Below are 26,170 nucleotides of genomic sequence, written 5' to 3'. Positions count from 1 at the left end.
AAATGAAGCAGAACCTCCACTACCGCACCCCGCGGTTGAATGTCTTCGACAGTCGGGGTTTGCCTGTCAGGCAGGTTGACTATCTGCGCCAAAACGGGCTGTTGGAAGCGCTTGTCACGCACCAGCGCTCTAACGCGCATGGGCACTTGGTGGCGCAGTGGGACCCGCGACTGTTCGACAAAGTGCCCAACCTGAGTGCGGTCTACCGACTCTCCGGTGAACCGATCAAGCTCGTCAGCGCCGATGCCGGTACGCGGCTGAGCCTGGTGGGGTTGGCCGGTGAAACACTCCGGCGCTGGGACGGGCGGGGCAATGATTGGCGCACCCGTTACGACAACCAGTTGCGTGTGATCACGCTTGAAGAGAACGATCAAGGCGCCGTCGAAACCTTTACCTACGCCACCGCGCTTGATAACCCGAACCTCAACCTGCGCGGCCAGATGATCAGGCAAACCGATCCCTCAGGCCTTCTTGAGTTCCAAAGCTTCAGCCTGCACAGCGAACCACTGCTCGACAGCCGAACGATCACCCATGCCGGAACCTTCGCCAGCAGTCGAACCTACAGTCCTCTCGGCGCGCCGCTAACCCAAACCGATGCCGGTGATCACCTGCAACAGCTGTTCTACGACATCGCCGGGCAGCTGAAAAGATCCCAGCTTCGGCTCCAACCCGAGGACAACGGCACGACCATTCTGGAAGACGCCCGTTACAACGCCGCCGGACAGATCATCAAGCAGCAGGCCGGCAACGGTGTGGTCAGCACCTGGGCTTACGACGAAGCCGATGGCCGTCTCGATACCTTGACCGCCGGTGTGCCCGGGCAGGATCTGCTCCAACACTTTCGGTACTTTTATGATCGGGTCGGTAACGTATTACACATTGACGATCTCACGTTTAAACCGGTGTTTTTCGCGAACCAGTACATCGATGGTCACCGAGCGTTCACCTACAACTCGCTGTACCAACTGACCAGCGCTAGCGGTCATGATGCCGTCCCGAGCTCGGACTTGCCGGGGCGCCCTTCGCCGAGCGATCCAAACAACCAACTCAACTACAAACAGACCTACGCCTACGACCCCGGCGGTAACCTGATCAAGTTGGTCCATGAACGCGCGGTGGGCGGCTACACCCAAGAGATGTTCATAGACCCGTCCAGCAACCGGGGCGTGCGCTGGAAAGCAGGGGATCCCGCCCCTGATTTCGACAGCTTGTTCGACCGCCATGGCAACCTCCAGACCTCATCTCCGGGAAGGCCCCTGCACTGGAACAGCCGTGATCAACTGGCATCAGTGACGCTGGTCGAACGTGACGACGGGCTCAACGATGACGAAATCTTTCGCTACAGCCAGGGCGCACGGGTCTTCAAACGCCACGAAACCCATACGTCATCGACCACCCACTTCCACCAGGTCATTTACCTGCCGGGGCTGGAAATCCGTAGCCGCGATAACGGCGAAACACTGCACGTCATCACCCTGCCGGGAGGTCGTGGCAGCGTGCGTTGCCTGCATTGGGTCAGCAAAAAACCCGACGGTATCGATCAGGATCAACTGCGCTACAGCCTCGACGATCACCTGGGTTCCAGCCTGATGGAGCTTGATCAAAACGCCCGACTGATCAGCCACGAAGGCTATTACCCGTTTGGCGGCACCGCCTGGCTGACGGCGGTTTCAGCGCTGGAGGTTGACTACAAGACCGTCCGTTATTCGGGCAAGGAAATGGATGAATGCGGGCTTTATTACTACGGTGCTCGGTACTACGCGCCGTGGTTGCAGCGGTGGGTGAGTGCTGATCCGCAAGGGGATGTGGATGGTTTGAATCTGTATGGGTTTGTGGGCAATAACCCGCTGCTTTATATCGACAGCCACGGTACACGCAAGGAGGATGCTGCAAAACAACAGATCATCGACGTGTCAAACACGCTATCGACCGTCAACAGCGAAATGAAGAAGCTCAATTATCAACTCTACAACCTCACTCGAACCCGTGACATCTACAAAACGGCAGGCAAAAAACTGCTGTTTAGCGTGGCTTCGTTTGCCCTCACTTTTCATGTGGGGGCGGCTGGCGCCGCATTGGGTACAGGCATTGGCACCCTGACGGGGCCCGCAGCACCTGTTGTGGTCCCCGTAACAGCGGCTGTCGGAGGAATTTTTGCCGCTGAAGCGGCCGCCAAATTCATGGACAAAGTCGGCGAGGAAACAGGACTGGGTTACACCATCACCCCGGATCCGTCAGCGATCTCGGTGAAAAACCTGAAAAGCAAATCCCGCGCCGAGCCTTTCAGCTTTAAAGCGGTGGCACAAAGCTTCAGCCCGGAAAATTCGGCAGGCCTGACAAAAATAGCCATCGAAACCACCGCCAGAGTCATTGGTAAACACCTCAAGGTGCCTTACCTCAAACAAACCCTGGCCATAGCGCGTCAGGCGTCCCAACTGACCGAAGCGCTCAATGATTCTCTTGGCCAAGGCGATCTCGACAGGATAACGTCCAATCTCGACGCGCTGGACACCTATCTCAATGATGTAGAAGCGCAGGTCAACGAAGCCCTTGAAACGCTGGCAGGCGCGACCGTCAGCGATGACAGGCTGATCGGCTCCCTCAACATGCCGATGAGCTCGGGTGCTCTCGACAGGTCGAGGCTTGAGCAGGACTTCAAAGTCGCACGAAGCGGGATCAAGCAAGCCAGAAACCTGGCCGGAAGAGTTTCACAGTACCTCATCGAAAAAAGAGCCGCCTGAAGGCCTGCGCGGCGCCCCCGGGCCCTGAATTTTCGGCGCAACTCCATGTTATGGTGCGCGCCCCTACTGCTGATTGTTTCGGACACCATGCTGGCGATTTCCCGGCCTTTGCGCCTGACGCTGTACACCTTGCTAATCATCGCCGGCGCCGCGCTGGCGGCCGGTTTCGCCATGCGACATACCGAACGCCAGGCCTTGGTCGAAGACGCCGCGCGCGCCAATCAGCAACTGGCGTTGTACGCCAACTCCCTGCACACCCTGATCGATCGCTACCGCGCCCTGCCCGCCGTACTTGCGCTGGACCCGGAGTTGCGCGCCGCCCTCAACGGCACGGTATCGCCTGAACAGCAGGAGGCGCTGAATCGCAAACTGGAAAAAATCAACGGTGCTGCACAATCCTCGACCCTCGAACTGCTCGACCGCACCGGTCTCGCCGTGGCCGCCAGCAACTGGCGTTTGCCCAGCAGCTATGTCGGCCACAACTACGGCTTTCGCCCCTACTTCAGCGAAACACGCACCCAAGGCACCGGGCGTTTTTATGCGGTGGGCGTGACCAGCGGGATTCCGGGGTATTTTCTGTCCAGCGCGGTCACCGGCGACAACGGCGAGTTTCTCGGCGCAATGGTCGTCAAGCTCGAGTTTCCGGAACTGGAGCGCGAATGGAGTCAGGGCAGCGACACATTGCTGGTCAGCGATGCGCGCGGGATCATCTTCATCGCCAACCAGCCGGGCTGGCGTTATCGATTGTTGCAACCGTTGAGCGACAGCGATCACGCCGCGCTCAAGGCCACCCGCCAATACGACAAACAACCGCTGACACCGCTGGACTACCAACCGCTGCAGCACTTTGACGACAACAGTGATCTGCGGCGCGTCGCGGGCCCCGACGGGACGGCTGATTACCTGTGGGAGTCGCTGCCGCTGGCCAGTGAAGGCTGGACCCTGCACCTGCTGCGCCGCCCGCAAGTCGCCTTCGAAGACAGCCGCAACGCCGCGCTCGCCGCTGCCGGGTTGTGGCTGGCGCTGGTGTTTCTGTTGCTGTTCCTCAATCAACGCTGGCGCCTGGCCAAAATGCGTCAGCGCAGCCGCGAAGAACTTGAACGACTGGTAGAGGAGCGCACCCGCGATTTGCGTACCGCTCAAGACGGTCTGGTGCAATCGGCGAAACTCGCGGCCCTGGGGCAGATGTCGGCCGCCCTCGCCCACGAAATCAACCAGCCACTGACCGCCCAGCGCATGCAACTGGCGACCTTGCGCCTGCTGCTCGATCACGGTCGGGTCGACGACGCCTACAAGGCGCTCAGGCCGGTGGATGAGATGCTGACGCGCATGGCGGCCCTCACCGGCCACCTGAAAACCTTCGCCCGCAAAAGCCCCAGCGGCCTGCGCGAACGGCTGGACCTGGCGGCGGTGGTGGACCAGTCGCTGCATTTGCTCGACGCGCGTCTGCGTGACGAACAGGTCAGCACCGTGCTGCACCTGACACGTCCGGCGTGGGTGCGCGGCGATGCGATTCGTCTGGAACAGGTGCTGATCAATCTGCTGCGCAATGCCCTCGACGCCATGCACGACAAGCCCTGTAAACGTCTGGAAATCCGCCTCGAAGCCGACCAACAACTCTGGCGCCTGAGCGTCAGCGACAACGGTGGCGGCATCGCCGAAGAACACCTGCCGAATGTGTTCGATCCGTTTTTCACCACCAAACCGGTGGGTGATGGCCTGGGCCTTGGTCTGGCGGTATCGTTTGCCATTGTTCACGAATCGGGCGGACGCCTGAGTGCCGACAATGGCGAAAACGGCGCCGTGTTTACCCTGACCTTGCCCATCGATCTGGAGGCACCTGTCGCATGCTGAATTCAGTGATGGTGGTCGACGACGAAAGCAGCATTCGTAGCGCCGTCGAACAATGGCTGAGCCTGTCGGGTTTTGAGGTGCAGTTGTTCAGTCGCGCCGATGAGTGCCTGGCGCAATTGCCCGCGCACTTTCCCGGGGTGATCCTCAGCGACGTGCGCATGCCGGGTATGACCGGGCTGGAGTTGCTGGCCGAAGTCCAACGCCGCGATGCTGACTTGCCGGTGATTTTGCTGACCGGTCACGGCGATGTGCCGATGGCAGTCGAAGCGATGCGCGATGGCGCGTATGACTTTCTCGAGAAGCCCTTCAGCCCGGAAACCCTGCTGAGCAGTTTGCGCAGAGCGTTGGACAAACGTCGGTTGGTGCTGGAAAACCGCGCGCTGCACGAGCAGGCCGATAACCGCGCCAAACTCGACGCGACGCTACTCGGCGTATCCCGTGGCTTGCAGACCTTGCGCCGACAGGTGCTGGATCTGGCGGCATTGCCGGTCAATGTGCTGATCCGCGGAGAAACCGGCAGCGGCAAGGAGCTGGTTGCGCGTTGCCTGCATGACTTCGGACCGCGTGCCGACAAGCCGTTTGTGGCGCTCAACTGCGCGGCGATTCCCGAGCAGTTGTTCGAGGCCGAGTTGTTCGGCCACGAGAGCGGCGCGTTCACCGGCGCCCAGGGCAAACGCATCGGCAAGCTGGAATACGCCGATGGCGGCACGCTGTTTCTCGATGAGATCGAAAGCATGCCCCTGGCCCAGCAAGTGAAATTGCTGCGGGTGTTGCAGGAGCAGAAGCTTGAACGCCTGGGCTCGAACCAGAGCATTCGCGTGGACTTGCGGATCATCGCCGCGACCAAACCGGATCTGCTCGATGAGGCGCGAGCCGGGCGTTTTCGCGAGGATTTGGCCTATCGATTGAACGTCACCGAGTTGCGGTTGCCGCCGTTGCGCGATCGGCGCGAAGACATTCCGTTGTTGTTCGAATCGTTTGCCCAGCATGCCGCCGAGCGTTTGGGGCGGACTTTTCCACCGCTGACCGGCCCGCAACTTAGCCATCTGCTAAGCCACGACTGGCCCGGCAATGTGCGCGAACTGGCGAACGTCGCTGAGCGGCAAGTGCTGGGGTTGAGTGAACCAGAACCGATGGGTATGGATCCGGGGCAGTCGCTGGCGGCGCAACAGGAAGCGTTTGAAGCGCATTGTTTGCGCGCGGCGTTGACCCGGCACAAGGGCGATGTGAAAGCGGTGCTTGAAGAGCTGCAACTGCCGCGCCGCACCTTCAATGAAAAAATGCAGCGGCATGGGTTGAGTCGGGAGATGTTCCTGCAAGACAGCTGATTTTTTGGTGCCTGATATGGCCTCTTCGCTGGCAAGCCAGCTCCTACAATAGACCTTGATCCACTGTAGGAGCTGCGGTGCGACGATTCGACTTGCCAGCGAAGAGGCCGGCACAGCCAACGCAAATAACGAGTCGGTAAGCAACTTTCCGCTCACTCTCAATCCAGCATAAGCGGATTTCCGCTCATCCATCCGTCAAAACCCCTCTAAACCGCCCCTCTGCCTCTTGGCACACCTTCTGCTATAGCCCTCACAGGCTGCGTTTAAACGCGCTCCACAAAAACAATTAAATGAAGGATCCTTCAATGGATAACTCAAACGCCCTGCCCCTTGGGTCGGCTGCCGCGCCCGCCAAAGAAAGAACCACCTCCAGCCGCATCAAGTCGATCTTCAGCGGCTCCGTCGGCAACATGGTCGAGTGGTATGACTGGTACGTCTACGCCGCCTTCTCCCTGTACTTCGCCAAGGCCTTTTTCCCCAAAGGCGACACCACCGCCCAACTGCTGAACACCGCCGCGATCTTCGCCGTGGGCTTCCTGATGCGTCCTATCGGTGGCTGGATGATGGGCCTGTATGCCGACAAGGTCGGGCGCAAGAAAGCATTGATGGCCTCGGTGTACCTGATGTGCTTCGGCTCGCTGCTGATCGCCCTGAGCCCGGGTTATGAAACCATCGGCATCGGCGCACCAATCCTGCTGGTGTTCGCTCGCCTGCTGCAAGGTTTGTCGGTTGGGGGTGAGTACGGCACCTCGGCGACCTATCTCAGCGAGATGGCAACCAAGGAACGTCGCGGCTTCTACTCCAGCTTCCAGTACGTGACGCTGATTTCCGGTCAGCTCATAGCCCTGGCCGTGCTGATCGTGTTGCAGCAAGTGCTGACCACCGAAGAGCTGTACGCCTGGGGCTGGCGCATCCCGTTTGCCATCGGCGCGTTGTGTGCTGTCGTCGCGCTGTACCTGCGTCGCGGCATGGAAGAAACCGAGTCGTTCACCAAGAAAGAGAAGTCCAAGGAAAGCGCGATGCGCACCTTGATGCGCCACCCGAAGGAACTGATGACCGTGGTCGGCCTGACCATGGGCGGCACCCTGGCGTTCTACACCTACACCACTTACATGCAGAAATACCTTGTGAACACGGTCGGCATGAGCATCTCCGACTCCACCACGATTTCGGCAGCCACGCTGTTCCTGTTCATGTGCCTGCAACCGATCATCGGCGGGCTGTCGGATAAAGTTGGTCGTCGGCCGATCCTGATTGCCTTCGGTATTCTGGGGACGCTGTTCACCGTGCCGATCCTGACCACGCTGCACACCGTTCAATCCTGGTGGGGCGCGTTCTTCCTGATCATGGCGGCGCTGATCATCGTCAGCGGCTACACCTCGATCAACGCCGTGGTCAAAGCCGAGCTGTTCCCGACCGAGATTCGTGCACTGGGCGTTGGCTTGCCGTATGCACTGACCGTGTCGATCTTCGGCGGTACCGCTGAATACATCGCGCTGTGGTTCAAGAGCATTGGCATGGAAACCGGTTACTACTGGTATGTCACAGCGTGTATTGCCGTGTCGTTGCTGGTGTACGTGACCATGAAAGATACCCGCAAGCACTCGCGGATCGAGACTGACTGAGTCATCTCGCGCAATAAAAAACAGGGGCAGACCTTCACGGGTCTGCCCCTTTTCATTGAATAAACACAATCCCCTGTAGGAGCCGGCTTGCTGGCGATGGTGCGCTGACACACCATCGCCAGCAAGCCGGCTCCTACAGGGATTGCGGCCGCTGGAAATTATGGGGTCATCCTTGCACTATAAACGCCATCCGCACACCGCCCAGGAATCCCTTCATGCCTGACGACATCCACTTCTACGAACCCGCCAACGGCCACGGCCTGCCCCACGACCCGTTCAATGCCATCGTCGGCCCGCGCCCCATTGGCTGGATTTCCTCGCAGGATGCCAACGGCCGCTTGAACCTGGCGCCGTACAGCTTCTTCAACGCGTTCAACTACATTCCGCCGATCATTGGTTTTGCAAGCGTCGGGCGAAAAGACAGCCTGAACAACATCGAGCAAACCGGCGAGTTCGCCTGGAACCTCGCCACTCGCCCATTGGCCGAGCAGATGAACCAGAGCTGCGCGATGGTCGGTCCTGAGGTCAACGAATTCGAGTTGTCCGGATTGACGCCCGCCCCTTCGAAAATCATTCAAGTGCCACGGGTCGCCGAAAGCCCGGTGTCCTTCGAATGCAAGGTCACGCAGATCATTCAGTTGCAGCGCGCGGACGGGAATGTGGTGCCAAGCTGGCTGATTCTCGGCGAAGTGGTCGCCGTGCATATCGCCAAATGGCTGTTGAAGGATGGGGTCTACGACACCGCCGCGGCAGAACCGATTCTGCGCGGCGGTGGGCCAGCGGATTACTTTCAGCTGGGGCCGGAGGCGTTGTTCAAGATGTATCGCCCCGTGGCGAACAAGTAATTACCAAAGCAAATCGGTGTTTTCTTTGACGTCCTTGAGGCGGGTCAGCTCTTTGGCGGCTGCTTCATCGGCCTCATGAGCCGTCTTGAAGGTCCGGTCTTCAAGGACTTTGTGGAAACGCGGAGCGCCCGCGCCACCCAGGGCTTTGACGGCGATGGCGGCGTGGTAACCACCCTCACCCGGTACTACAGCGGAAACAGCTTCGAAGTGATCAAAGGCTTTACGTGCCATATCGCGGATCCTGGCTGGTTGAGAATGGCCTCATTAAACCCTCAACCCGCCATTTTGTGTACCCACGACTGGGTCTGACCCAACGCCTGGGCGGCCGATACCTCCTTGAAGGTATGAAAATCCAGGCTGTTGACCACCAGGTCCTGCACCAACTCGGCAAACACTTCCATCGCCGGGGTGCTGAAATACGCGGTCATGGCCTGCTGGTTCATCCAGAATCCGGACACCAGCCACAACTCGGGATCGCATTGCGAATGTTGCAGGGCAAAGCTCAGGCAACCCGGTGCATTGCGCGATGGCTCGATCAAGGCGCTCAGGCGCGCACCGAGTTCCACCGAACGCCCGGTGCGGGCGCGGACAAAAGCCATATGACTGACGGGGATCTGTGTAGACATGTTCAACCCTCCCAGGTACTCGAGTGGCAGCCTTGGGACGGGCTGCGACAGGATCCAAGGTTAAGCGCGCACCTTCCAGCGCGGTTAGTCGATTCCTGCCGGGGTGTTGCACAATCCTGCATGGCGTCTCAAAAAACCTGTAATGCCCGGTAACACGCTTTCACGCCAAAGAAACAGGGCTTTCAAGCAAGTCTTCCTTGGGCCGCCAAGCGCTAGAGGCACCGTTAATCCACTCCGTGCAGAATCAGGCAAGGTTGAGGCAGGATGTGTCTACCGAATCGTCTTGCACAAACATAAGCTCGGCTCATAACCCACGCCCCACCGAGGATGCCTTGCATGTCGTCGCTCGATCATTTTCAAGCCCCGCTGGACGCCGACATGGAGAAACAGCGCGCAGAACTGGCCGCGATCATCCGCCGCAATACGCAAGAGGATGGCAATTATGCGACGGCCGTCGGTTCGCTCTTCATGTCACGCCATAGCCAGTCCCATGAATTTACCCCAGGGCTCGCCCAACCGGCGCTGTGCATCATGGCGCAGGGGCGCAAAGAGGTCCGGCTGGCCGATGAGCATTTCAACTACGATCCGCTGAATTACCTGGTGGTGTCGGTTTCGATGCCGCTGAGCGGGCGAGTGGTGAACGTCTCGCCCGAGGCGCCGATCCTTGCGGTGCGGCTGGACATCGACCCGGCGGAAATCAGCGCGCTGATTGCCGATGCCGGCCCCTTGGGCGTGCCGACCCGCCCCACCGGTCGCGGCTTGTATGTCGAGCGGATCGACACTGCCATGCTCGACGCCGTACTGCGTCTGGCGCGTTTGCTGGACACGCCGAAAGACATCGCCATGCTCGCGCCGCTGATTCGTCGGGAGATTCTGTACAGGTTGTTGCGCAGCCCGCAGGGTCATCGGTTGTATGAAATTGCAATCGCCAACAGCCAGAGCCATCGCATCAGCCAGGCGATCAAGTGGCTCAACGGCAACTATGAACAACCGCTGCGTATCGATGATTTGGCGAAGGAAGTGAACCTGAGCGTGTCGACGTTGCATCACCGGTTCAAGGCGATGACGGCGATGAGTCCGTTGCAGTACCAGAAGCAACTGAGGTTGCAGGAAGCGCGGCGGTTGATGCTGGCCGAAGGATTGGAGGCTTCGGCGGCGGGGTATCGGGTGGGGTATGAAAGCCCTTCACAGTTCAGCCGTGAGTACAGCCGGTTGTTCGGGGCGCCGCCGCTCCGGGATTTGGCGCGGTTGCGGTTGTCAGTCTGATCCAGAGTTTGTGTTGGCCTTGCTGGCCCCATCGCGAGCAGGCTCGCTCCCACAGTTGACCGCGTTCTCATGAACAACTCGGTCTAATGTGGGAGCGAGCCTGCTCGCGATGGGGCCAGCAAGGCCAACATCAAATCAGGATCAGGCGCCAAGTACGCGGCAAGCCTCAGCCGGCAACGTCACCGACACCGGGTTGCCAATGTTCAACCCAAACCCCTGACACGGCGTGCTCAGCGCGGTAAACGACACCCCGGAACACTCCACGGTGGTTTCAATCGTCGCGCCGATATCACGCACGAATGTCACCTTGCCCAGCAAGCGGTTCCCCGCCGTCGCCTGCGGGTGCGACAGTTGCAGGTCTTCCGGGCGAATCAGCATCTTCACTTTCTCGCCGACCACAATACTGCTGCAAATCGGCACTTGCAGTGCATCGCCACCCGGCAAACCGACTTTGCCGTTGCCCAACGCCGTGGCCGGGAAGATGTTGCCGGAACCGATAAAGTCCGCGACAAATTCGTTGGCCGGGTGCCGGTAGATTTCAATCGGCGTGCCGACTTGTTGCACGCGGTGCTCGCCCAGTACCACGACGATATCGGCCATGGTCATCGCCTCACGCTGATCGTGGGTCACCATGATCGTGGTGATGTTCAGGCGTTGTTGCAGCTGACGGATTTCCACCTGCATCGATTCGCGCAGCTTGGCGTCCAGCGCCGACAGCGGCTCATCCAGCAGGAGGATTTTTGGTCGCGAAGCAATCGCTCGGGCAATCGCTACGCGCTGACGCTGACCGCCGGAGAGCTTCGCCACCGGGCGATCAATCATTTCCTGCAACTGGATCAGCTCCAGCAACTCCACCACCCGCGCCTGCTGGTCAGCCTTGCTGACGCCACGCAGCTTCAACGGATAGGCGATGTTCTCCCCCACCGTCATGTGCGGGAACAGCGCCAGCGATTGAAACACCATGCCGAAATTACGCTGATGCGCCGGGGTGTGGCCGATGTCTTCACCGTCCAGGCGAATCTCGCCACCGGTCAGGGTTTCAAGGCCGGCAATCATGCGCAGCAACGTGGTTTTGCCGCAGCCCGACGGGCCGAGGAAACACACCAGTTTGCCTTCCGGCAAATGCAGGTTTACATCCTTTACCGCGCAGGCCGAGCCGTAATGTTTCTCGACGTTTTCCAAAATCAGACCAGACATATGAATCACCTCAAGAAATCAGAACGAAACGCCACCTTCACCAACCAGCTTCTCCAACGCCCAGATCAGGACGAAGTCGATCAGCACGATCAGCACGGCAAACGAGAAAACGGTAGGGTCGAGCGATGACACGGTGCGGCTGTACATCCAGATCGGCACGGTCATGACGTCGATGGTGTAAAGGAAATAGGTCACGGTGAATTCGTTGAACGAGACGATGAACGCCAGCAGCATGCCCGCCAGAATCCCCGACTTCATCAACGGCACCACCACATCGACAATCGCCCGGGTCGGCGAAGCACCGAGCATTTGCGCGGCCTCTTCGACTTCGGTGCCGATGGACAGCATCGCCGCGGTGCAGTTTTTCACCACGAATGGCAACGCCAGGATCACGTGGGCAATCACCAGCCGCGAGGTGGTCATCTGGAACGGCAGGCTGTCGAACACCAGCAGCAACGCCAGCCCCAACACCACCATCGGAAACACCAGTGGCAGCGACATCAGTTGCAGCGCCACGGCTTTGCCACGGAACTCGCAACGGGTCAGCGCATAAGCGGCCGGCACCGCGATGATCGTGGCGAAAACCATGGTCAGGCAGGACACCATCAAACTGGTGGTCATGGCTTTGCCCAGGCTCAGCACATCGCTGGCGTCTGGCGAAACGAAGGTGTGCCAGGCGGCCTTGTACCATTGCAGGCTGTAGCTGCTCGGCGGGAAGTCGAGGTTCGACGAACCGCTGAACGACATCACGATCATGGTCAGGATCGGCAACACCGCCAGCAGCAGGATGAAGCCGGAAAGGATGCCGGCAAACTTGCCAGTCTCGCCCGGCAGCAGGCCATAACGCTTCTTGATCAGGGTGCTCATTGCGAAGCCTCCAGCATGCGCCGACGGCGGCCAGTGATGTATTCGGACAAGGTCATGATCGCCAGCGTGGTAACAATCAGCACCACACCGGCAGCGGAGGCGGCGGGCCAGTTCATCAGCGGCGCGATCTGGTCATGGACCATCACCGCCAGCATCGGCACGCGTCGGCCACCCAGCAGCAAAGGCACCACGAAGCTGCTCGCGTTGTAGGCAAACACCAACGTCGCGCCGGTAATAATCCCCGGCATGCTCATCGGCAGCACCACCTGACGGAACACCTGCAAACGACTGGCACCCAGGGTCGCGGCGGCTTCTTCGTAAGTACGGGCGACGCCGCGCATGGCGCTGGCAATCGGCAATACGGCCAGCGGGAACGCGGTTTGCACCAGGCCCATCAGTACGCCGTTCTGGTTGTAGAGCAGCATGATCGGGCGCTTGATCAGACCCAGGCCCATCAGCGCCTGATTGAGCATGCCGCCCGGGCCGAGAATCACCAGCCAGCCGTAGCTTTGCAGCAGCAGGTTGACCAGCAACGGCAACAGCACCGCGGCGAGGAAAATCCGGCGCACGAACGGCGAGGTCAGGCGCGACATGGTGTAGGCCACAGGGATCGCCAGTACCACGGCGATCACAGCACTGATCAGCGCCAGGCGCAGGGTCAGCAGCAAGGATTTGAGGTAATACGGTTCCAGCAATTGGGCGTAACTGGCCAGGCTGAACCCGGTCCATTCCGCGCCTTTGGTGCCCACGCTCATGCGCAGGACCAGCAGGCTGGCGGCAATCAGTACACCCAGAAACAGCATCGACGGCGTCAGGAAAAACCAGGCGCGGGTCGTCGGCGAAACACCCCGTTGCGTACGCTCGGGGGCGACACTTACCGGATGAGTCAGAGGTTGGTGTTCCATAGCAAGGGTCTCGTCAATGGAAAGCAGCTGACAAACACAGGTCTTGAAACCACATCGACCCCTTGTAGGAGCGGGCTTGCCCGCGAAAGCAATCTGTCAGTCACAGCATTGTCGACAGGAAGACCGTCTTCGCTGGCAAGCCAGCTCCTACAGGGTTTTGCAGTGTTCTAAAGACTTGTGGTCGTCACTCGATCAGGAAGAAAAGATTTCCGTGTAGCGACGAATCCATTGGTCATGCACGGTGGCCAGGAAGGCGTTGTCGTGCATGATCGCCTTCTCGGCAATCTGCTCTGGCGTGAGGATGTACGGGCTCTTGCGCGCTTCGGCGGAGATGATCGCCTTGGCGTTGACCGGGCCGTTGTAGATGTCTTCAGCCATCTTGCCCTGCACCACAGGGTCCAGAGAGTGGTTGATGAAGGCGTAGGCCATGTCGGTGTCGCCCGGACGGTTCTTCGGCATCACGGAGAGCATCAGGTCGGTGTAGAAACCTTCCTTCATGCCGAACGTGGCGCCCAGGCCGTAGGCCGGATCGCGGATCTGTTTCGGGAAGAACGCTGGCGCGTACAGGCCGCCCATGTCCAGGGAACCGGTGCGGAACAGCTCGGCGATCTGGTTCGGGTTTTCACCCAGGGTCACCACACGGTCTTTCAGCTCGGCGAGTTTCTTGAAGCCCGGCTCAATGTTGTGCTCGTCACCACCGGCCAGTTTGGCGGCGATGATGATCAGGTCCATGGCCTCGGTCCAGTTCGGCGGTGGCAGGAAGATGTTCGGCGACTGCTCGGCATCCCACAGGGCGGCATAGCTGGTCGGCGCTTCTTTCTGGGTGCGGGTGCTGTAGACCAGGCTGTTGCACCACAGGAGGTAACCGATACCGTGGCCATTGGCGCCGGTGCGGTATTTCTCGGGTACGTCGACCAAGTTGGGAATGCGGTTGAGGTCGGGTTTTTCCAGCAGGTTGGCGGCGGCCAGACCTTCGGCGCCGACGCCTGCCAGGGTGATGATGTCGTACTGCGGACGATCACCGCCGGCCTTGAGTTTGGCGACCATTTCCGAGGTACTGCCGGTGCGGTCAGCGATGACCTTGCAGCCGTACTTGTCTTCGAAGGTCGCAGCGATGTTGCGCAGGGCTGCCAGACCGGTGTCATCGGACCAGGTCAGCAAACGCAGGGTTTTGCCCGCAAAGCGAGTATCGCTGGCATTGGCCTTGATGAACGGCATGCTCATGGCCGCTGCTGCCACCGAGGCTACGCCTACGGTTTTGATGAATTGACGTCTGTTCAGATCATGCTCGCCCATTACGGACTCCCTTTGTTTTTGTAGGTATGAGGCTGGTCGCAACCGTTGCATCCGCGCGGCCTGTTCAGCTTAAAACCCCCGTATTCACGGGGTTTTAGCTGCGCCGGCGGGTTCATCCTGAGGTCGTGCAAAACACCTGACTATCGATAAAAACTCATTGAAGCCATGACGCCAGCGCATGCCTCAACAAGAGGCATGCGCTCACCTTTTTCGTGCCGTCAGACAGCCCGAATCACGTGTTTGATTTCCTGGAACGCCTGCAAGCCCCACGGCCCCAACTCGCGGCCGATGCTGCTCTGTTTGTAGCCACCCCAGGCGGTCTGCGGGAAGATCACCTGCGGCGCGTTGATCCACACCAGCCCCGCCTGCAAGGCGTTGGCGACCCGATCAGCAGCCTCGGCATTGCGCGTGACCACGCTGGCCACCAGGCCGAACTGGCTGTCGTTGGCCAGGGCAATCGCCTCGGCTTCAGAAGCAAAACTGCGCACACAGATCACCGGGCCGAAAATCTCTTCACACCACAGCGCACTGTCGAGGGGCACTTCGGTGAAGATCGTCGGCTGCAAAAAATATCCGTGCGGCAGGTCTGCCGGACGATTGCCGCCGCAAATCAACTTGGCGCCAGCACTCAAACCACGATCGATGTGGCCCAGCACACGCTGGTATTGCGCCTGATTGACCAGTGCGCCCATTTCCACGGCAGGGTCGAACGGGTCGGCCACGCGAATAGCTTCGGTGCGCGCCTTCAGACGCAACAGGAATTCATCGGCCAGTTCATCGGCGACCAGCACGCGGCTGGTGGCGGAACACATTTGCCCGGCGTTGAAGAAACCGCCGCCACAGGCCACTTCCACCGCCAGGTCGACATCGGCGTCGGCCAGCACCAGCAACGACGATTTACCGCCCAGTTCCAGGCTCACGCCTTTAACGGTTTCCGCCGCGCGTTGCATGACCTGCACGCCCACCGCGTTACTGCCGGTGAAGGAAATCTTGGCGATGCGCGGATCCGCCGACAGCGGTGCACCGACCGCCAGGCCCGTGCCGCAAACCAGGTTGAAAACACCGGCGGGCAAGCCTGCATTGGCGATGATTGCCGCCAGTTCCAGCTCCGGCAGCGGTGTCACCTCTGAAGGCTTGAGTACCACGCAGCAACCGGCGGCCAGGGCCGGGGCGAGTTTCCAGGCGGTGGTGACCATCGGGAAATTCCACGGCACGATCAGGCCGACCACACCGGCAGGCTCGCGACGCAGACGAGCGCTGAAATCTTCGCTCGGCAATTCAACGGCGCTGTCTTGTTTAGCGTCGAGTCCTTCGGCCAGACCGGCGTAATACTCGAAGGTGGCGATCACGTCATCGACATCAATGGCCGCTTCGAACAACGGCTTGCCGTTGTTGCTCGACTGCAAATGCATCAGTTGCTCACGACCAGCCTGCACGCCCGCAGCGATTTTTCGCAGGATCGCGCCACGCTCGGCACCGGTGGTTTTCGACCAGTCGGCGAAGGCCTTGGTCGACGCGCTCACCGCGTGATCGACGGCCAGTGCATCGCCGCCATTGACCGTGGTCAACAGGGCTTCGGTCGCCGGGTTGATTACGCGCAGGTGTTCGTTGCCGGCCGACCATTGACCATCGATGAACAGACCGTCCAGCGTCGTAGGAAACGTCATTTCGACACCGCCTGCATCCACTGGGTCTGATCGATTTCAATTAGGGTCGGGCCCTGACGGTCGGCCGCGGAACGCAGCGCCGTGCGCAATTGCTCAACGCCGCAGATGGCTTGCGCCGCGCAACCCAGTGCCTTGGCCACACCGATGAAGTCAGGGGTGTAGATGTCCACGCCGACCGGCTCAATGGCGCGGTTGACCATGTATTTCTTGATCTCTTCGTAACCCTGGTTATTCCAGAGCAGCACAATCACCGGGGTGCGCGCTTCTACGGCACTGGCCAGTTCCGGCAGGGTGAATTGCAGGCCGCCGTCACCGATCAGGCACACCACCGGAGGACGTGTACCGCCTTCAACACGACCGCCAAGCCAGGCGCCGATAGCGGCCGGCAAGGCGTAACCGAGGGTGCCGTAGCCGGTGGACGAGTTGAACCAGCGACGTGGGCGCTCAGGGTTGAACGTCAGGTTGCCGGTGTAAACAGGCTGGGTCGAATCGCCGACGAACACGGCATCTGGCAATTCGTGCAGAACCGTTTCCAGGAAGCGCGTCTGGGCCAGTGTCGGGGCATCCCAGGTGCCGGCCAGTTCTTCACGCAAGCGGGCAGCACGAACCTGGCCCCAATCGTTGCGGCGTTCGGCCAGCGACTCGTGCGACAGGGCACTGAGCAAGGCCTGGGCGGCGTTGCGCGAGTCGGACACCAGCGCCACGTGCGGCGGATAGTTGCGCACGGTCTGGTCCGGGTCGATGTCCACACGCAGCAATTGGCCAGGGATCTCGAAACCACCGGCGAAGGTGACGTCATAGTCGGTCTCGGCCAGCTCGGTGCCGATCGCCAATACCACGTCGGCTTCGGCCACCAGTGCACGGGTCGCGACCAGGCTCTGAGTCGAACCGATCAGCAACGGGTGGCTGGATTCGAGCATGCCTTTGGCATTGATGGTCAGTGCCACCGGCGCGTCCAGCAGTTCGGCCAGCTCAGTCAGTTCAGCGGCGGCATCGATGGCACCGCCACCGGCGAGAATCAGCGGACGCTTGGCGCCGGCCAGCAATTGGGTCATGCGTGAAACAGCAGTCGGCGATGCACCGGCGCGGTCGATGTTCACCGGTACGCTGCTGAGCAGGTCATCGGCTTCTTCAACCAGCACGTCCAACGGAATTTCGATGTGCACCGGACGCGGACGACCCGCCTGAAACAGTGCAAAGGCACGGGCCAGAACGCCCGGCAACTCGGACGCCGACATCAAGGTGTGGGAGAACGCCGCCACGCCGCCAACCAATGCGCCCTGGTTCGGCAGTTCATGCAGCTTGCCGCGACCGCCGCCCAACTGGCTGCGCGATTGCACGCTGGAGATCACCAGCATCGGGATCGAATCGGCATAAGCCTGACCCATCGCAGTGGTGATGTTGGTCATGCCTGGGCCGGTGATGATGAAGCACACACCCGGTTTGCCGCTGGTGCGTGCATAACCGTCGGCCATGAAACCGGCGCCCTGTTCGTGACGCGGAGTGACGTGGTTGATGCTCGAACGGGCCAGCCCGCGATACAGCTCCACGGTGTGAACCCCGGGAATACCGAACACCTGCTCGACCCCGTAATCTTCGAGTAACTTGACCAATACTTCGCCGCACGTCGCCATTGTGTTTTGCCCTTCTTGTTCGTTTGAGACGCCGGGCCTGCGCAGTGTTTATGATGGGTGGGCAGGTCCAGGGATGGCCTCATTGGAACGGGCGACACGTAGCCGCAACAATGGATAAAAAGTCATACTAGCCATGTCCTCACGTCATACCTTGGATCCCAATGAAACGACTGCCTCCCCTGCCGGCGCTGTACAGCTTTCTGATTACCGCGCAGTGCTGCAATTTCACCCGGGCCGCCGAACAGCTGTACATCACCCAAGGCGCGGTAAGCCGACAGATCGCCGGGCTGGAAGATCATCTGGGTTATGAGCTGTTTATCCGCCAGGCTCGCGGCCTCGATCTGACGGCCGAAGGACGCGAATGGCTGCCACGGGTTCAGCAGATTTTCGGGCTGATCGACGAGGCGGTCGAACAGATCGGCCAGAAGCGCGAAACCCTGCAACTCAAGGCCCCGACGTGCGTCATGCGCTGGCTGTTGCCGCGTCTTTTGCAGTGGCAACGGGAGCGTCCGGACGTGCCGGTGGAACTGACCACCACGGTCAAGCACGGCGTGGATTTTCATCGCGAACAGTTCGATGCGGCGGTGATGTACGGCGCGCCGCCGGACAGTGCATTGGTGTCTCAACGCCTGTTCGATGAGCAGTTGACACCGGTCTGTTCCAAGCCGTTGCTCGAAGGTCCGGTGCCGTTGCTGACACCCGAAGATCTTGAGCAGCACATGCTGCTGCATCCCACCCGTGATGAGCGGGACTGGAAAGCCTGGCTGGCCACGGCCAATGTTCGCCTGAGCAATGTCAGCAAGGGTCAGCACTTCGAAACCCTGGACCTGGCGATGTCGATGGCGTCCCAAGGGACGGGTGTGGCGATCGGAGACTGGTCATTGATTGGCGATGACTTGAGCGCCGGGCGGCTGGTCATGCCGTTTGAATTGAAGGTGAAAACGGGGTTGGCGTACTACCTGGTATTGCCGCAAAAGCCCGCACCTTCGCCGAAGTTGCAGGAATTGTTGGGGTGGTTGGTGGAACAGGCTCAGGCACGCTGAACGTAACCTTGTAGCAGCTGGCGAAGCCTGCGTCCGGCTGCGCAGCAGTCGTAAAACCATACACCGCGGTATGTCAGAAAAACCGTGGATACAGGGTTTACGACCGCTGCGCAGCCGGACGCAGGCTTCGCCAGCTGCTACAGAGTTTGCGGTGTTGCGGGGATCAGTAACCGACTGCAAACCGCTGACGGGAATGCTTTGGCACTTCCACTTCATCGATCATCGCAATCGCATAATCGGCAAACGTAATCCAGCTGCGCCCTGCACTGCTCACCAGCAAATCATCCTTGCCGATCCGGAACACGCCGGTGCGTTCACCTTCGACAAACTCCGCCGACGGCGACAGGAAGGTCCAGTCCAGCTCGTTTTCCTGACGCAAGTTCTCAAGGAACAAAACACCGGCACCCGCCTCGGCCTTGTACGCCTCGGGAAAGCCCTTGCTGTCGATTACGCGGGTGCTATCCGGCAACAACAGCGAACCGGCACCACCCACCACCAGCAGACGTTTCACCCCGGCCTTTTTCACCGGTCCGATCACGGCAGCGGCGGGAAGCGTCGAGAAATGCGCGGCACTGATTACCACGTCATGACCCGCAACAGCTGCTTGCAACGCTTCGGCATTCAGGGCATCGACGTTCTTGCTGACCACACCGGCACGCTGGTCGATTTTCGACGTGTCGCGGGCAATGGCGGTGACGCTGTGACCACGACGCAGCGCCTCTTCCAACAGTTGGCTGCCGGCACGGCCGGTGGCCCCGATGATTGCGATTTTGCTCATGACATTCTCCAGTTGGCTCAGGTGAGTTAGTGCATGCGGAACGATCATTCACCCCACTTCATCTCGCCCTTGGCGACTTTGGCGCTGAGCTCCAGCGAACTTTCTTCGCCCAGTGTCGGGAAGCGTTTTTTCATCGCGGCGATCAGTGTGGTGGAATCTTTGGCCTTGGCGGTTTCCTCGTCGAAGGCCTTGATGTAATCCGCCGTGAACTGCACGGCCGCCAGGGAGCGAGCGCTGTCACCGAGGTAATGCCCCGGCACGATGGTGTTCGGTTTCAAGGTTTCGATCGAGTGCAGCGTAGTCAACCAATCGGCGTGAGACTGCGGGGTTTGCGTGTCGGCCATCCAGACGTGGATGTTCTCTGCCACGACTACCCCACCGACAACCGCTTTGATCGACGGAATCCAGACAAAGGTGCGATCCGGCTGTTTCCCCTCTAGTCCCACCACCTGCAACTTCTGCCCTTCCAGCATCAGGCTGTCGCCCTTGAGTACCTGGGGCACGATGGTTTTCGCCGGTACGTCGGTGCCCATTTTCGGTCCCCAGAACGCCAGTTTGCCGTCGACGGTGTGTTTGATGTGGTCCACGGTCGGCTGCGAGGCGAGCACTTTGGCGTTGGGGAACGCAGCGGTCAGGGTGTCGAGGCCGAAGTAGTAATCCGGGTCCCCGTGGCTGATGTAGATAGTGGTCAGTTGCTTGCCGCTGGCGCGGATTTTCTCGACAACCTGTTCGGCCTGGGATTTGCCGAACTGCGCATCCACCAGGATCGCCTCCTTTTCGCCACTGACCAGTACCGAAGTCACCGGGAAGATCGCCTTGTCGCCGGGGTTGTAGACATCCAGCGTCAGGGTCGATGCTGCTGCATGGGCGGCGAAACCGAGGGTGGCGCCTGCCAGTAAAATGCGCTTTAAAGTGGTGAAACCGATCATCTGTTGCTCCGTTGTCCCATGGCTTTAAATGGGCGATGCGGTTCGCCCTTCGTAGGAGCTGGCTTGCCAGCGAAGCATTCCAGCGCGCCGCGTTCATCCATCCTGCACGCGTCATCGTTGACGACCTTCGCTGGCAAGCCAGCTCCTACGGTGGGACAGAGCTTAGTTACATGACTCAGTACAAAAAATGCGATGCTGGAACATAGTTTGTTTCTGAAAGCGTGCAAATCATGGATCGTCTACAAGCAATGCGGGTGTTCGTCACCGTGGTCGACCTCGGCAGCCAGTCGGCCGCCGCTGACCAGTTGGACCTGTCACGCCCGGTGGTGTCGCGCTATCTGGCGGAGTTGGAGGATTGGCTCGGCGCCCGGCTGATGCACCGCACGACCCGCAAGTTGAGCCTGACAGCCGCCGGCACCGAGATGCTGCCCCGCTGTCGGCAGATGCTCGACTTATCCACGGACATGCAAGCCGCCGTCAGCGAGCCGGACGATACGCCACGAGGATTACTGCGAATCAGCGTCAGCACCTCGTTTGGTCAGGCACAACTGGCGGACGCCATGGCGGCCTACGTCAAACGATACCCGGGCGTCAGCATCGACATGCAGATGCTCGACCGCACGGTGAACCTGGTGGATGAACGCATTGATCTGGCGATTCGCACCAGCAACGACCTGGACCCGAACCTGATTGCCCGGCGGCTGACGGTCTGTCGCTCGGTGATCTGCGCCTCCCCCGCTTACCTGCGTGAACATCCGACGCCGCAGCGGGTGGAGGATCTGAGCCGGCATAACTGCCTGACCCATTCCTACTTCGGCAAAAGCCTTTGGCATTTCGAGGAGGACGGCGAACCGGTCTCGGTACCGGTACAAGGCAACATCAGCGCCAACGAAGCCAGCACGTTGCTGCGCGCGGCGATGGCCGGCGCGGGGGTGGCGATGCTGCCCACCTATCAGGCGGGCGTGCATATTCACAGCGGCGAACTGATCCGCCTGCTGCCCCAGGCCGAGCCCCGGCAAATGAACATCTACGCGGTGTACGCCTCACGCAAACACATGCCGGCGGCGCTGCGCAGCCTGCTGGATTTTCTCGTTTTGAGGTTCCCGCAAAAACCGGATTGGGATCTAGGCCTGTAAACACCGTCCCTGCAGGAGCCTGGCTTGCCAGCGATAGCGGAATGTCAGTCAGCATCAATGTTGGATGTGACGACGCCTTCGCTGGCAAGCCAGCTCCTACAGTTTGATAGGGGGCGCCACAGCCTATGGGGTTCGACACCAATCCCCTGTAGGAGCTGGCTTGCCAGCGAAGGCGGTGGGTCAATCAACGTAGATGTTGGATGACAAACCGCTTTCGCTGGCAAGCCAGCTCCTACAAGGGGCACATCAGTGTTCTGAATATCGGGTACAGGCGATGCCTGTTTTAATGGCAACTCACTGGCGCTGACCTATGCTCAAAGTAATACCCGAGGGTATTTTGTTCAGAGGTCAACGCCATGAACATCAAAACGAGAAGGTACCTCACCATCTTCATCACCTGCGCGGTGACACTGGCGCTGTATGGCACCGCGGCCTGGCGGGTCGAGCAAGCGCGTCTACTGCCCCGCGAGTTTGCGAGCTGCAACTTCGAGCGCTGCATCCCCCACAACGCGACCCTCAACGCCCTGCGGTGACGAAGGGGATCAGGCCTCGTTGTCCTGATCGGCCTTCAAACGGTCGCGAAACGCCTTGGGCGAAATCCCCACTCGACGCCGGAACAGGCGCGTGAAGTTGGTCGGATCGGAAAATCCCAACACGTCGGACATTTCGTAAATGGTCATGCTGGTGTAGGTCAGCAAACGCTTGGCCTCCAGCAATTGCCGCTCGTGCATGATCTGCAACGCCGGTTGTCCCGCCAACTCACGGCAGGTGCCGTTGAGGTGGGACACGGAAATCCCCAGCCGATGCGCCAGGTCTTCGACCTTGACGTGCTGGCGATACGTCTCTTCCACCAGTTGAATAAACCCGTTGAGGTATTCCCGGGCGCGCTGCGGACGCTGGCTCGCGTTGCGGCGAGTGATCACCTGCCGGCTGACCCAGACCATGACCACGCTGACCAGTGAATGCATGAGCATTTCACGCGCCGGCTGGTGACCGGTGTATTCGTCTTGCAGTGCTGAAAACAGGCTGTTGAGGTAGTCGCCGTCCTTGCCCGCCGGGTAGCTTTCGGGCTGGGCCAGCGCATTCACCGAGTTGCCCAGTTGCGCCTGCAAATGGGCAACCAGCGGCGCGGCCAGGGTCAATACAAACCCTTCGACGTCCTCGGTAAACCGATAACCATGCACCGACAACGGCGGCAGGATCAGGATCGCCGGCTCAGTCAGTTGCGTGCGTTTCCCTTCGATTTCAAGCTCTGCCTGACCTTTGAAGACGAAGAGTAACTGGCACAAATCGGCGTGGCGGTGGGGTTTGATTTCCCACTGGTGTTCGCGGCTGCGTTTGGAAATGGTTTCGCAGTGCAACAAGTCCGGGGTTGGCCAGTCCAGGCTTTCACCATAGAGCTTGAACACTGGAATCGAAGGCAGGTCAGGCTTGTTCATCACTTCAATCCAGGCCTCGTGGGTTACGGGCGATAATCGCACCGATTGGCAGAATGTACAGGTATCCGCTCAGTTTTCACCTTCAATTGACAGACTCGCAAGGGAAAAATGCAAGCACTCGATCCATAAAAATAATTCACCGGCCGTGGCCGCGTGGAGCTTGCGAGTCTTAAAAACAATGAAAACACTGAAGACCCAAATTGCCATCATTGGCGCTGGCCCCTCCGGTTTACTGCTCGGTCAGTTGCTGCACAACGCCGGCATCGACACCCTCATTCTTGAACGCCAGACCCCGGATTATGTGCTCGGGCGAATCCGTGCCGGCGTCCTTGAACAAGGCATGGTAGAGCTGTTGCGTCAGGCCGGGGTGGGTCAGCGCATGGATGCCGAAGGGCTGGTGCACAACGGCTTCGAACTGGCGCTCGACGGTCGCCAGGTGCACATCGATCTGCACGCATTGACCGGCGGCAAAACCGTGGTGGTGTATGGCCAGACCGAGGTTACCCGCGACCTGATGGCCGCTCGTCGGGAGGCCGGTGCGCAGACGATTTACAACGCCAGCAAAGTCGTACCGCACGGGATGAAAACCGCAGAACCTTTTGTGACATTTGAGAAGGATGGCGAGACGTATCGCCTCGATTGCGACTACATCGCCGGGTGCGATGGCTTCCATGGCGTGGCGCGCCAATCGATCCCGGACGACTGCCTCAAGGTCTTCGAGCGGGTCTATCCGTTTGGCTGGCTCGGCATTCTTGCCGACACGCCGCCGGTGCACGAAGAGCTGGTTTACGCCCGCCACGAGCGCGGTTTTGCGTTGTGCAGCATGCGCTCGGCAACCCGCACCCGTTATTACCTCCAGGTACCGGCCGAGGATCAGGTGCAGGACTGGTCTGATCAGCGTTTCTGGGATGAGCTGAAATCGCGTCTGCCGCAAGCGTTGGCAGCGTCGTTGGTCACAGGCCCGTCCATCGAAAAAAGCATCGCGCCGTTGCGCAGTTTTGTGGTCGAACCGATGCAGTTCGGGCGGATGTTCCTGGTCGGCGACGCGGCGCACATCGTCCCACCCACCGGCGCCAAAGGCCTGAACCTGGCCGCCAGTGACGTCAGCACGTTGTTCAATATTCTGTTGAAGGTATATCGGGAAGGACGCGTGGATTTGCTGGAGAAATACTCCGAAATCTGCCTGCGCCGGGTGTGGAAAGCCGAGCGTTTTTCCTGGTGGATGACGTCGATGCTGCACCGATTCGATGACCATGACGCTTTCAGTCAGCGGATCAGCGAGTCGGAGCTGGACTACTTTGTCGGCTCCGAAGCCGGTCGAAAAACCATCGCAGAAAATTACGTCGGGCTTCCATACGAGGCTATCGAATAGCTAGCTACCGACTTACACTGGCGAGCATTACCGCTCGCCTCACTCCTGGCGGGTCCATCACTGCCCACAGGTTTTACCGTGACCAATCTCAACCAGCCTGACACGCCCAAACCGGCCATTCGCAGCGTGCTGATCGCCCTGATGCTGGCGATCTTTCTCGGGGCGCTGGACCAGACCATCGTCGCCGTCTCGATGCCAGCGATTTCCGCCCAGTTCAAGGATGTCAGCCTGCTGGCCTGGGTGATTTCCGGGTACATGGTGGCGATGACAGTGGCGGTGCCGATCTACGGCAAGCTCGGCGATTTGTATGGCCGTCGCAAGCTGATGCTGTTCGGTATGGGGCTGTTCACCCTCGCTTCGTTGTTCTGCGGCATGGCCCAGAGCATGGAGCAATTGGTCCTTGCGCGGATCATTCAAGGCATCGGCGCGGGCGGGATGATTTCGGTCAGTCAGGCGATCATCGGTGACATCGTCCCGCCCCGGGAGCGCGGGCGCTATCAAGGCTATTTCAGCAGCATGTACGCCGTGGCCAGCGTGGCGGGCCCGGTGCTTGGCGGCTACATGACCGAGTACTTGTCCTGGCGTTGGGTGTTTTTGATCAATCTGCCGCTGGGCGTTGGGGCCTGGCTGGTGGCCAATCGCACACTGGTCGGGCTGCCGGTGCCGCAGCGCAAGCCGATCATCGACTACCTCGGCACCTTGCTGATGATCATCGGATTGACCGCGTTGTTGCTGGGCATCACTCAAGTCGGCCAAGGTCATTCGTGGCGCAGCGCCGAAGTGCTGGGACTGTTTGCCTGTGCGGTGCTGGTGCTTGGGGTGTTCGTCTGGCATGAACGCCGAGCGCGGGAACCGTTGCTGCCGATGCATTTGTTCGCCAATCGCAATGCGATCCTGTGCTGGTGCACGATTTTCTTCACCAGCTTCCAGGCGATCTCGCTGATCGTGCTGATGCCGCTGCGCTTCCAGAGTGTCACTGGCGCCGGGGCCGACAGCGCTGCGCTGCACCTGTTGCCGTTGGCGATGGGTTTGCCGATCGGCGCGTACTTTGCCGGACGCCGGACCTCGGTGACCGGCCGCTACAAACCGATGATCCTGACCGGTGCAGCGCTGATGCCGATCGCGATTCTGGGCATGGCGTTCAGCCCACCGCAGACTTTTTGGCTCAGTAGCCTGTTTATGTTGTTATGCGGGATCGCCAGCGGCATGCAATTCCCGACGTCATTGGTTGGCACGCAGAACTCGGTGGAACAGCGTGATATCGGTGTCGCCACCAGCACCACCAACCTGTTTCGCTCGCTGGGCGGAGCGGTGGGGGTGGCGTTGATGTCGGCGCTGCTGCTGGCATTGTTGCAGGACTCCAGCTTTGCCCACATCGCCGGTTCGTCGCTGATTGCCGAGGGCAGTTCGGGCAATGTCTTGCTCGACGGCTTGAACGCCGCACCGGGGGAGGCCCAAAACGCCTTGCGCGCCGAGTTGTTGCTGACTTTCAGGCATTTGCTGATGGTGAGTGCGGCGGTGTCGCTGCTGGGGCTGGCGGCAGCGGTTGCGATGCCGAATATGTTGTTGCGGGGGCGGGAGGATAAGGTCCGGTAGTTGCACCGAGTTGCGGCCATCGCGAG

The 26,170-nt window shown here is 60.1% G+C and carries 22 protein-coding genes; 11 read left to right on the top strand and 11 right to left on the bottom strand.

The window, feature by feature from the left end; all coding sequences use genetic code 11:
- Positions 1-2: 2 nt before the first annotated feature.
- The 5 genes from AC1DWM_RS06965 to AC1DWM_RS06945 all read left to right on the top strand — a co-directional run bounded on the left by AC1DWM_RS06965 (position 3) and on the right by AC1DWM_RS06945 (position 8,393).
- A complete protein-coding gene (locus AC1DWM_RS06965) occupies positions 3-2,741 on the top strand; it encodes an RHS repeat domain-containing protein (protein ID WP_223511789.1) in 2,739 nt (912 codons plus the stop codon).
- Positions 2,742-2,786: 45 nt separating this feature from the next.
- Entirely contained in the window at positions 2,787-4,595 is a 1,809-nt protein-coding gene (locus tag AC1DWM_RS06960) for a sensor histidine kinase (protein ID WP_223511787.1), read from the top strand.
- Positions 4,589-5,923 carry a sigma-54-dependent transcriptional regulator gene (locus tag AC1DWM_RS06955; protein ID WP_477794878.1) on the top strand — a complete coding sequence of 445 codons (1,335 nt, stop codon included), beginning with the start codon at positions 4,589-4,591 and terminating at the stop codon, positions 5,921-5,923. The genes AC1DWM_RS06960 and AC1DWM_RS06955 overlap by 7 nt, the downstream gene beginning before the upstream one ends.
- 305 nt (positions 5,924-6,228) lie before the next feature.
- Positions 6,229-7,548, top strand: coding sequence for an MFS transporter (locus tag AC1DWM_RS06950; protein WP_223511783.1), 1,320 nt, complete (start codon positions 6,229-6,231; stop codon positions 7,546-7,548).
- A gap of 215 nt (positions 7,549-7,763) precedes the next feature.
- Positions 7,764-8,393 carry a flavin reductase family protein gene (locus AC1DWM_RS06945; protein ID WP_223520323.1) on the top strand — a complete coding sequence of 210 codons (630 nt, stop codon included), beginning with the start codon at positions 7,764-7,766 and terminating at the stop codon, positions 8,391-8,393.
- On the opposite strand, the gene AC1DWM_RS06940 is transcribed toward AC1DWM_RS06945, so the two are convergent.
- Both AC1DWM_RS06940 and AC1DWM_RS06935 read right to left on the bottom strand, forming a co-directional pair.
- On the bottom strand, positions 8,394-8,624 hold the full coding sequence (locus AC1DWM_RS06940) for a hypothetical protein (RefSeq protein ID WP_223520321.1): 231 nt from the start codon (positions 8,622-8,624) through the stop codon (positions 8,394-8,396). It lies immediately after the preceding gene.
- A gap of 41 nt (positions 8,625-8,665) precedes the next feature.
- Positions 8,666-9,019 (bottom strand): putative quinol monooxygenase, encoded by a 354-nt coding sequence (locus tag AC1DWM_RS06935; protein WP_223520319.1) that lies wholly within the window; start codon positions 9,017-9,019, stop codon positions 8,666-8,668.
- A 336-nt stretch (positions 9,020-9,355) separates the two neighbouring features.
- Between AC1DWM_RS06935 and AC1DWM_RS06930 the strand changes: the two genes are divergently transcribed.
- Complete coding sequence (locus tag AC1DWM_RS06930; protein ID WP_477794877.1) at positions 9,356-10,285, top strand: AraC family transcriptional regulator; 930 nt, start codon at positions 9,356-9,358, stop codon at positions 10,283-10,285.
- 141 nt (positions 10,286-10,426) lie between these two features.
- On the opposite strand, the gene AC1DWM_RS06925 is transcribed toward AC1DWM_RS06930, so the two are convergent.
- From AC1DWM_RS06925 to AC1DWM_RS06900, 6 genes are all read right to left on the bottom strand, one after another.
- Positions 10,427-11,482 (bottom strand): ABC transporter ATP-binding protein, encoded by a 1,056-nt coding sequence (locus AC1DWM_RS06925; RefSeq protein ID WP_223520316.1) that lies wholly within the window; start codon positions 11,480-11,482, stop codon positions 10,427-10,429.
- 18 nt (positions 11,483-11,500) lie between these two features.
- Positions 11,501-12,349, bottom strand: coding sequence for an ABC transporter permease (locus tag AC1DWM_RS06920; protein ID WP_223520314.1), 849 nt, complete (start codon positions 12,347-12,349; stop codon positions 11,501-11,503).
- A complete protein-coding gene (locus tag AC1DWM_RS06915) occupies positions 12,346-13,254 on the bottom strand; it encodes an ABC transporter permease (protein WP_223520312.1) in 909 nt (302 codons plus the stop codon). The genes AC1DWM_RS06920 and AC1DWM_RS06915 overlap by 4 nt, the downstream gene beginning before the upstream one ends.
- A gap of 192 nt (positions 13,255-13,446) precedes the next feature.
- Positions 13,447-14,550: an extracellular solute-binding protein gene (locus AC1DWM_RS06910; RefSeq protein WP_223520310.1), complete on the bottom strand. Its 1,104-nt coding sequence runs from the start codon at positions 14,548-14,550 to the stop codon at positions 13,447-13,449.
- A gap of 218 nt (positions 14,551-14,768) precedes the next feature.
- Positions 14,769-16,217, bottom strand: coding sequence for an aldehyde dehydrogenase family protein (locus tag AC1DWM_RS06905; protein WP_477794876.1), 1,449 nt, complete (start codon positions 16,215-16,217; stop codon positions 14,769-14,771).
- Entirely contained in the window at positions 16,214-17,851 is a 1,638-nt protein-coding gene (locus tag AC1DWM_RS06900) for a 5-guanidino-2-oxopentanoate decarboxylase (protein WP_477794875.1), read from the bottom strand. Before AC1DWM_RS06900 ends, AC1DWM_RS06905 begins: the two co-directional genes overlap by 4 nt.
- Before the next feature lie 161 nt (positions 17,852-18,012).
- Between AC1DWM_RS06900 and AC1DWM_RS06895 the strand changes: the two genes are divergently transcribed.
- Positions 18,013-18,894, top strand: a complete 882-nt coding sequence (locus tag AC1DWM_RS06895; RefSeq protein ID WP_477794874.1) for a LysR substrate-binding domain-containing protein — start codon at positions 18,013-18,015, stop codon at positions 18,892-18,894.
- Positions 18,895-19,057: 163 nt separating this feature from the next.
- Here AC1DWM_RS06895 and AC1DWM_RS06890 read toward each other — a convergent pair whose 3' ends face one another.
- Positions 19,058-19,672 carry an NAD(P)-dependent oxidoreductase gene (locus tag AC1DWM_RS06890; RefSeq protein WP_223520303.1) on the bottom strand — a complete coding sequence of 205 codons (615 nt, stop codon included), beginning with the start codon at positions 19,670-19,672 and terminating at the stop codon, positions 19,058-19,060.
- Positions 19,673-19,716: 44 nt separating this feature from the next.
- Entirely contained in the window at positions 19,717-20,601 is an 885-nt protein-coding gene (locus AC1DWM_RS06885; protein WP_223520301.1) for an MBL fold metallo-hydrolase, read from the bottom strand.
- 230 nt (positions 20,602-20,831) lie between these two features.
- Between AC1DWM_RS06885 and AC1DWM_RS06880 the strand changes: the two genes are divergently transcribed.
- The gene (locus AC1DWM_RS06880; RefSeq protein WP_223520299.1) at positions 20,832-21,737 is read left to right on the top strand and encodes a LysR family transcriptional regulator; all 906 of its coding nucleotides are present in this window, start codon (positions 20,832-20,834) and stop codon (positions 21,735-21,737) included.
- A gap of 356 nt (positions 21,738-22,093) precedes the next feature.
- On the top strand, positions 22,094-22,270 hold the full coding sequence (locus tag AC1DWM_RS06875) for a hypothetical protein (protein ID WP_223520297.1): 177 nt from the start codon (positions 22,094-22,096) through the stop codon (positions 22,268-22,270).
- 9 nt (positions 22,271-22,279) lie between these two features.
- On the opposite strand, the gene AC1DWM_RS06870 is transcribed toward AC1DWM_RS06875, so the two are convergent.
- The gene (locus tag AC1DWM_RS06870; RefSeq protein ID WP_477794873.1) at positions 22,280-23,176 is read right to left on the bottom strand and encodes a helix-turn-helix domain-containing protein; all 897 of its coding nucleotides are present in this window, start codon (positions 23,174-23,176) and stop codon (positions 22,280-22,282) included.
- Between the two features lie 187 nt (positions 23,177-23,363).
- Between AC1DWM_RS06870 and pobA the strand changes: the two genes are divergently transcribed.
- Together pobA and AC1DWM_RS06860 are read left to right on the top strand one after the other, a co-directional pair.
- A complete protein-coding gene (gene pobA / locus AC1DWM_RS06865; protein WP_477794916.1) occupies positions 23,364-24,548 on the top strand; it encodes a 4-hydroxybenzoate 3-monooxygenase in 1,185 nt (394 codons plus the stop codon).
- Positions 24,549-24,626: 78 nt separating this feature from the next.
- Complete coding sequence (locus tag AC1DWM_RS06860) at positions 24,627-26,144, top strand: MDR family MFS transporter (RefSeq protein WP_223520292.1); 1,518 nt, start codon at positions 24,627-24,629, stop codon at positions 26,142-26,144.
- The last annotated feature ends 26 nt before the right edge of the window (positions 26,145-26,170 follow it).

Source organism: Pseudomonas sp. P4_C8 (genome assembly GCF_056401975.1).
Note: the sequence above shows the minus strand (reverse complement) of the source record. Positions and strands in the feature narration are given on the sequence as shown.

Bases quoted from the DNA above. Each gene is read 5' to 3' on its own strand.
- AC1DWM_RS06965 (WP_223511789.1), top strand. From the start codon at position 3: ATGAAGCAGAACCTCCACTACCGCACCCCGCGGTTGAATGTCTTCGAC.
- AC1DWM_RS06960 (WP_223511787.1), top strand. From the start codon at position 2,787: ATGTTATGGTGCGCGCCCCTACTGCTGATTGTTTCGGACACCATGCTG.
- AC1DWM_RS06955 (WP_477794878.1), top strand. From the start codon at position 4,589: ATGCTGAATTCAGTGATGGTGGTCGACGACGAAAGCAGCATTCGTAGC.
- AC1DWM_RS06950 (WP_223511783.1), top strand. From the start codon at position 6,229: ATGGATAACTCAAACGCCCTGCCCCTTGGGTCGGCTGCCGCGCCCGCC.
- AC1DWM_RS06945 (WP_223520323.1), top strand. From the start codon at position 7,764: ATGCCTGACGACATCCACTTCTACGAACCCGCCAACGGCCACGGCCTG.
- AC1DWM_RS06940 (WP_223520321.1), bottom strand. From the start codon at position 8,624: ATGGCACGTAAAGCCTTTGATCACTTCGAAGCTGTTTCCGCTGTAGTA.
- AC1DWM_RS06935 (WP_223520319.1), bottom strand. From the start codon at position 9,019: ATGTCTACACAGATCCCCGTCAGTCATATGGCTTTTGTCCGCGCCCGC.
- AC1DWM_RS06930 (WP_477794877.1), top strand. From the start codon at position 9,356: ATGTCGTCGCTCGATCATTTTCAAGCCCCGCTGGACGCCGACATGGAG.
- AC1DWM_RS06925 (WP_223520316.1), bottom strand. From the start codon at position 11,482: ATGTCTGGTCTGATTTTGGAAAACGTCGAGAAACATTACGGCTCGGCC.
- AC1DWM_RS06920 (WP_223520314.1), bottom strand. From the start codon at position 12,349: ATGAGCACCCTGATCAAGAAGCGTTATGGCCTGCTGCCGGGCGAGACT.
- AC1DWM_RS06915 (WP_223520312.1), bottom strand. From the start codon at position 13,254: ATGGAACACCAACCTCTGACTCATCCGGTAAGTGTCGCCCCCGAGCGT.
- AC1DWM_RS06910 (WP_223520310.1), bottom strand. From the start codon at position 14,550: ATGGGCGAGCATGATCTGAACAGACGTCAATTCATCAAAACCGTAGGC.
- AC1DWM_RS06905 (WP_477794876.1), bottom strand. From the start codon at position 16,217: ATGACGTTTCCTACGACGCTGGACGGTCTGTTCATCGATGGTCAATGG.
- AC1DWM_RS06900 (WP_477794875.1), bottom strand. From the start codon at position 17,851: ATGGCGACGTGCGGCGAAGTATTGGTCAAGTTACTCGAAGATTACGGG.
- AC1DWM_RS06895 (WP_477794874.1), top strand. From the start codon at position 18,013: ATGAAACGACTGCCTCCCCTGCCGGCGCTGTACAGCTTTCTGATTACC.
- AC1DWM_RS06890 (WP_223520303.1), bottom strand. From the start codon at position 19,672: ATGAGCAAAATCGCAATCATCGGGGCCACCGGCCGTGCCGGCAGCCAA.
- AC1DWM_RS06885 (WP_223520301.1), bottom strand. From the start codon at position 20,601: ATGATCGGTTTCACCACTTTAAAGCGCATTTTACTGGCAGGCGCCACC.
- AC1DWM_RS06880 (WP_223520299.1), top strand. From the start codon at position 20,832: ATGGATCGTCTACAAGCAATGCGGGTGTTCGTCACCGTGGTCGACCTC.
- AC1DWM_RS06875 (WP_223520297.1), top strand. From the start codon at position 22,094: ATGAACATCAAAACGAGAAGGTACCTCACCATCTTCATCACCTGCGCG.
- AC1DWM_RS06870 (WP_477794873.1), bottom strand. From the start codon at position 23,176: ATGAACAAGCCTGACCTGCCTTCGATTCCAGTGTTCAAGCTCTATGGT.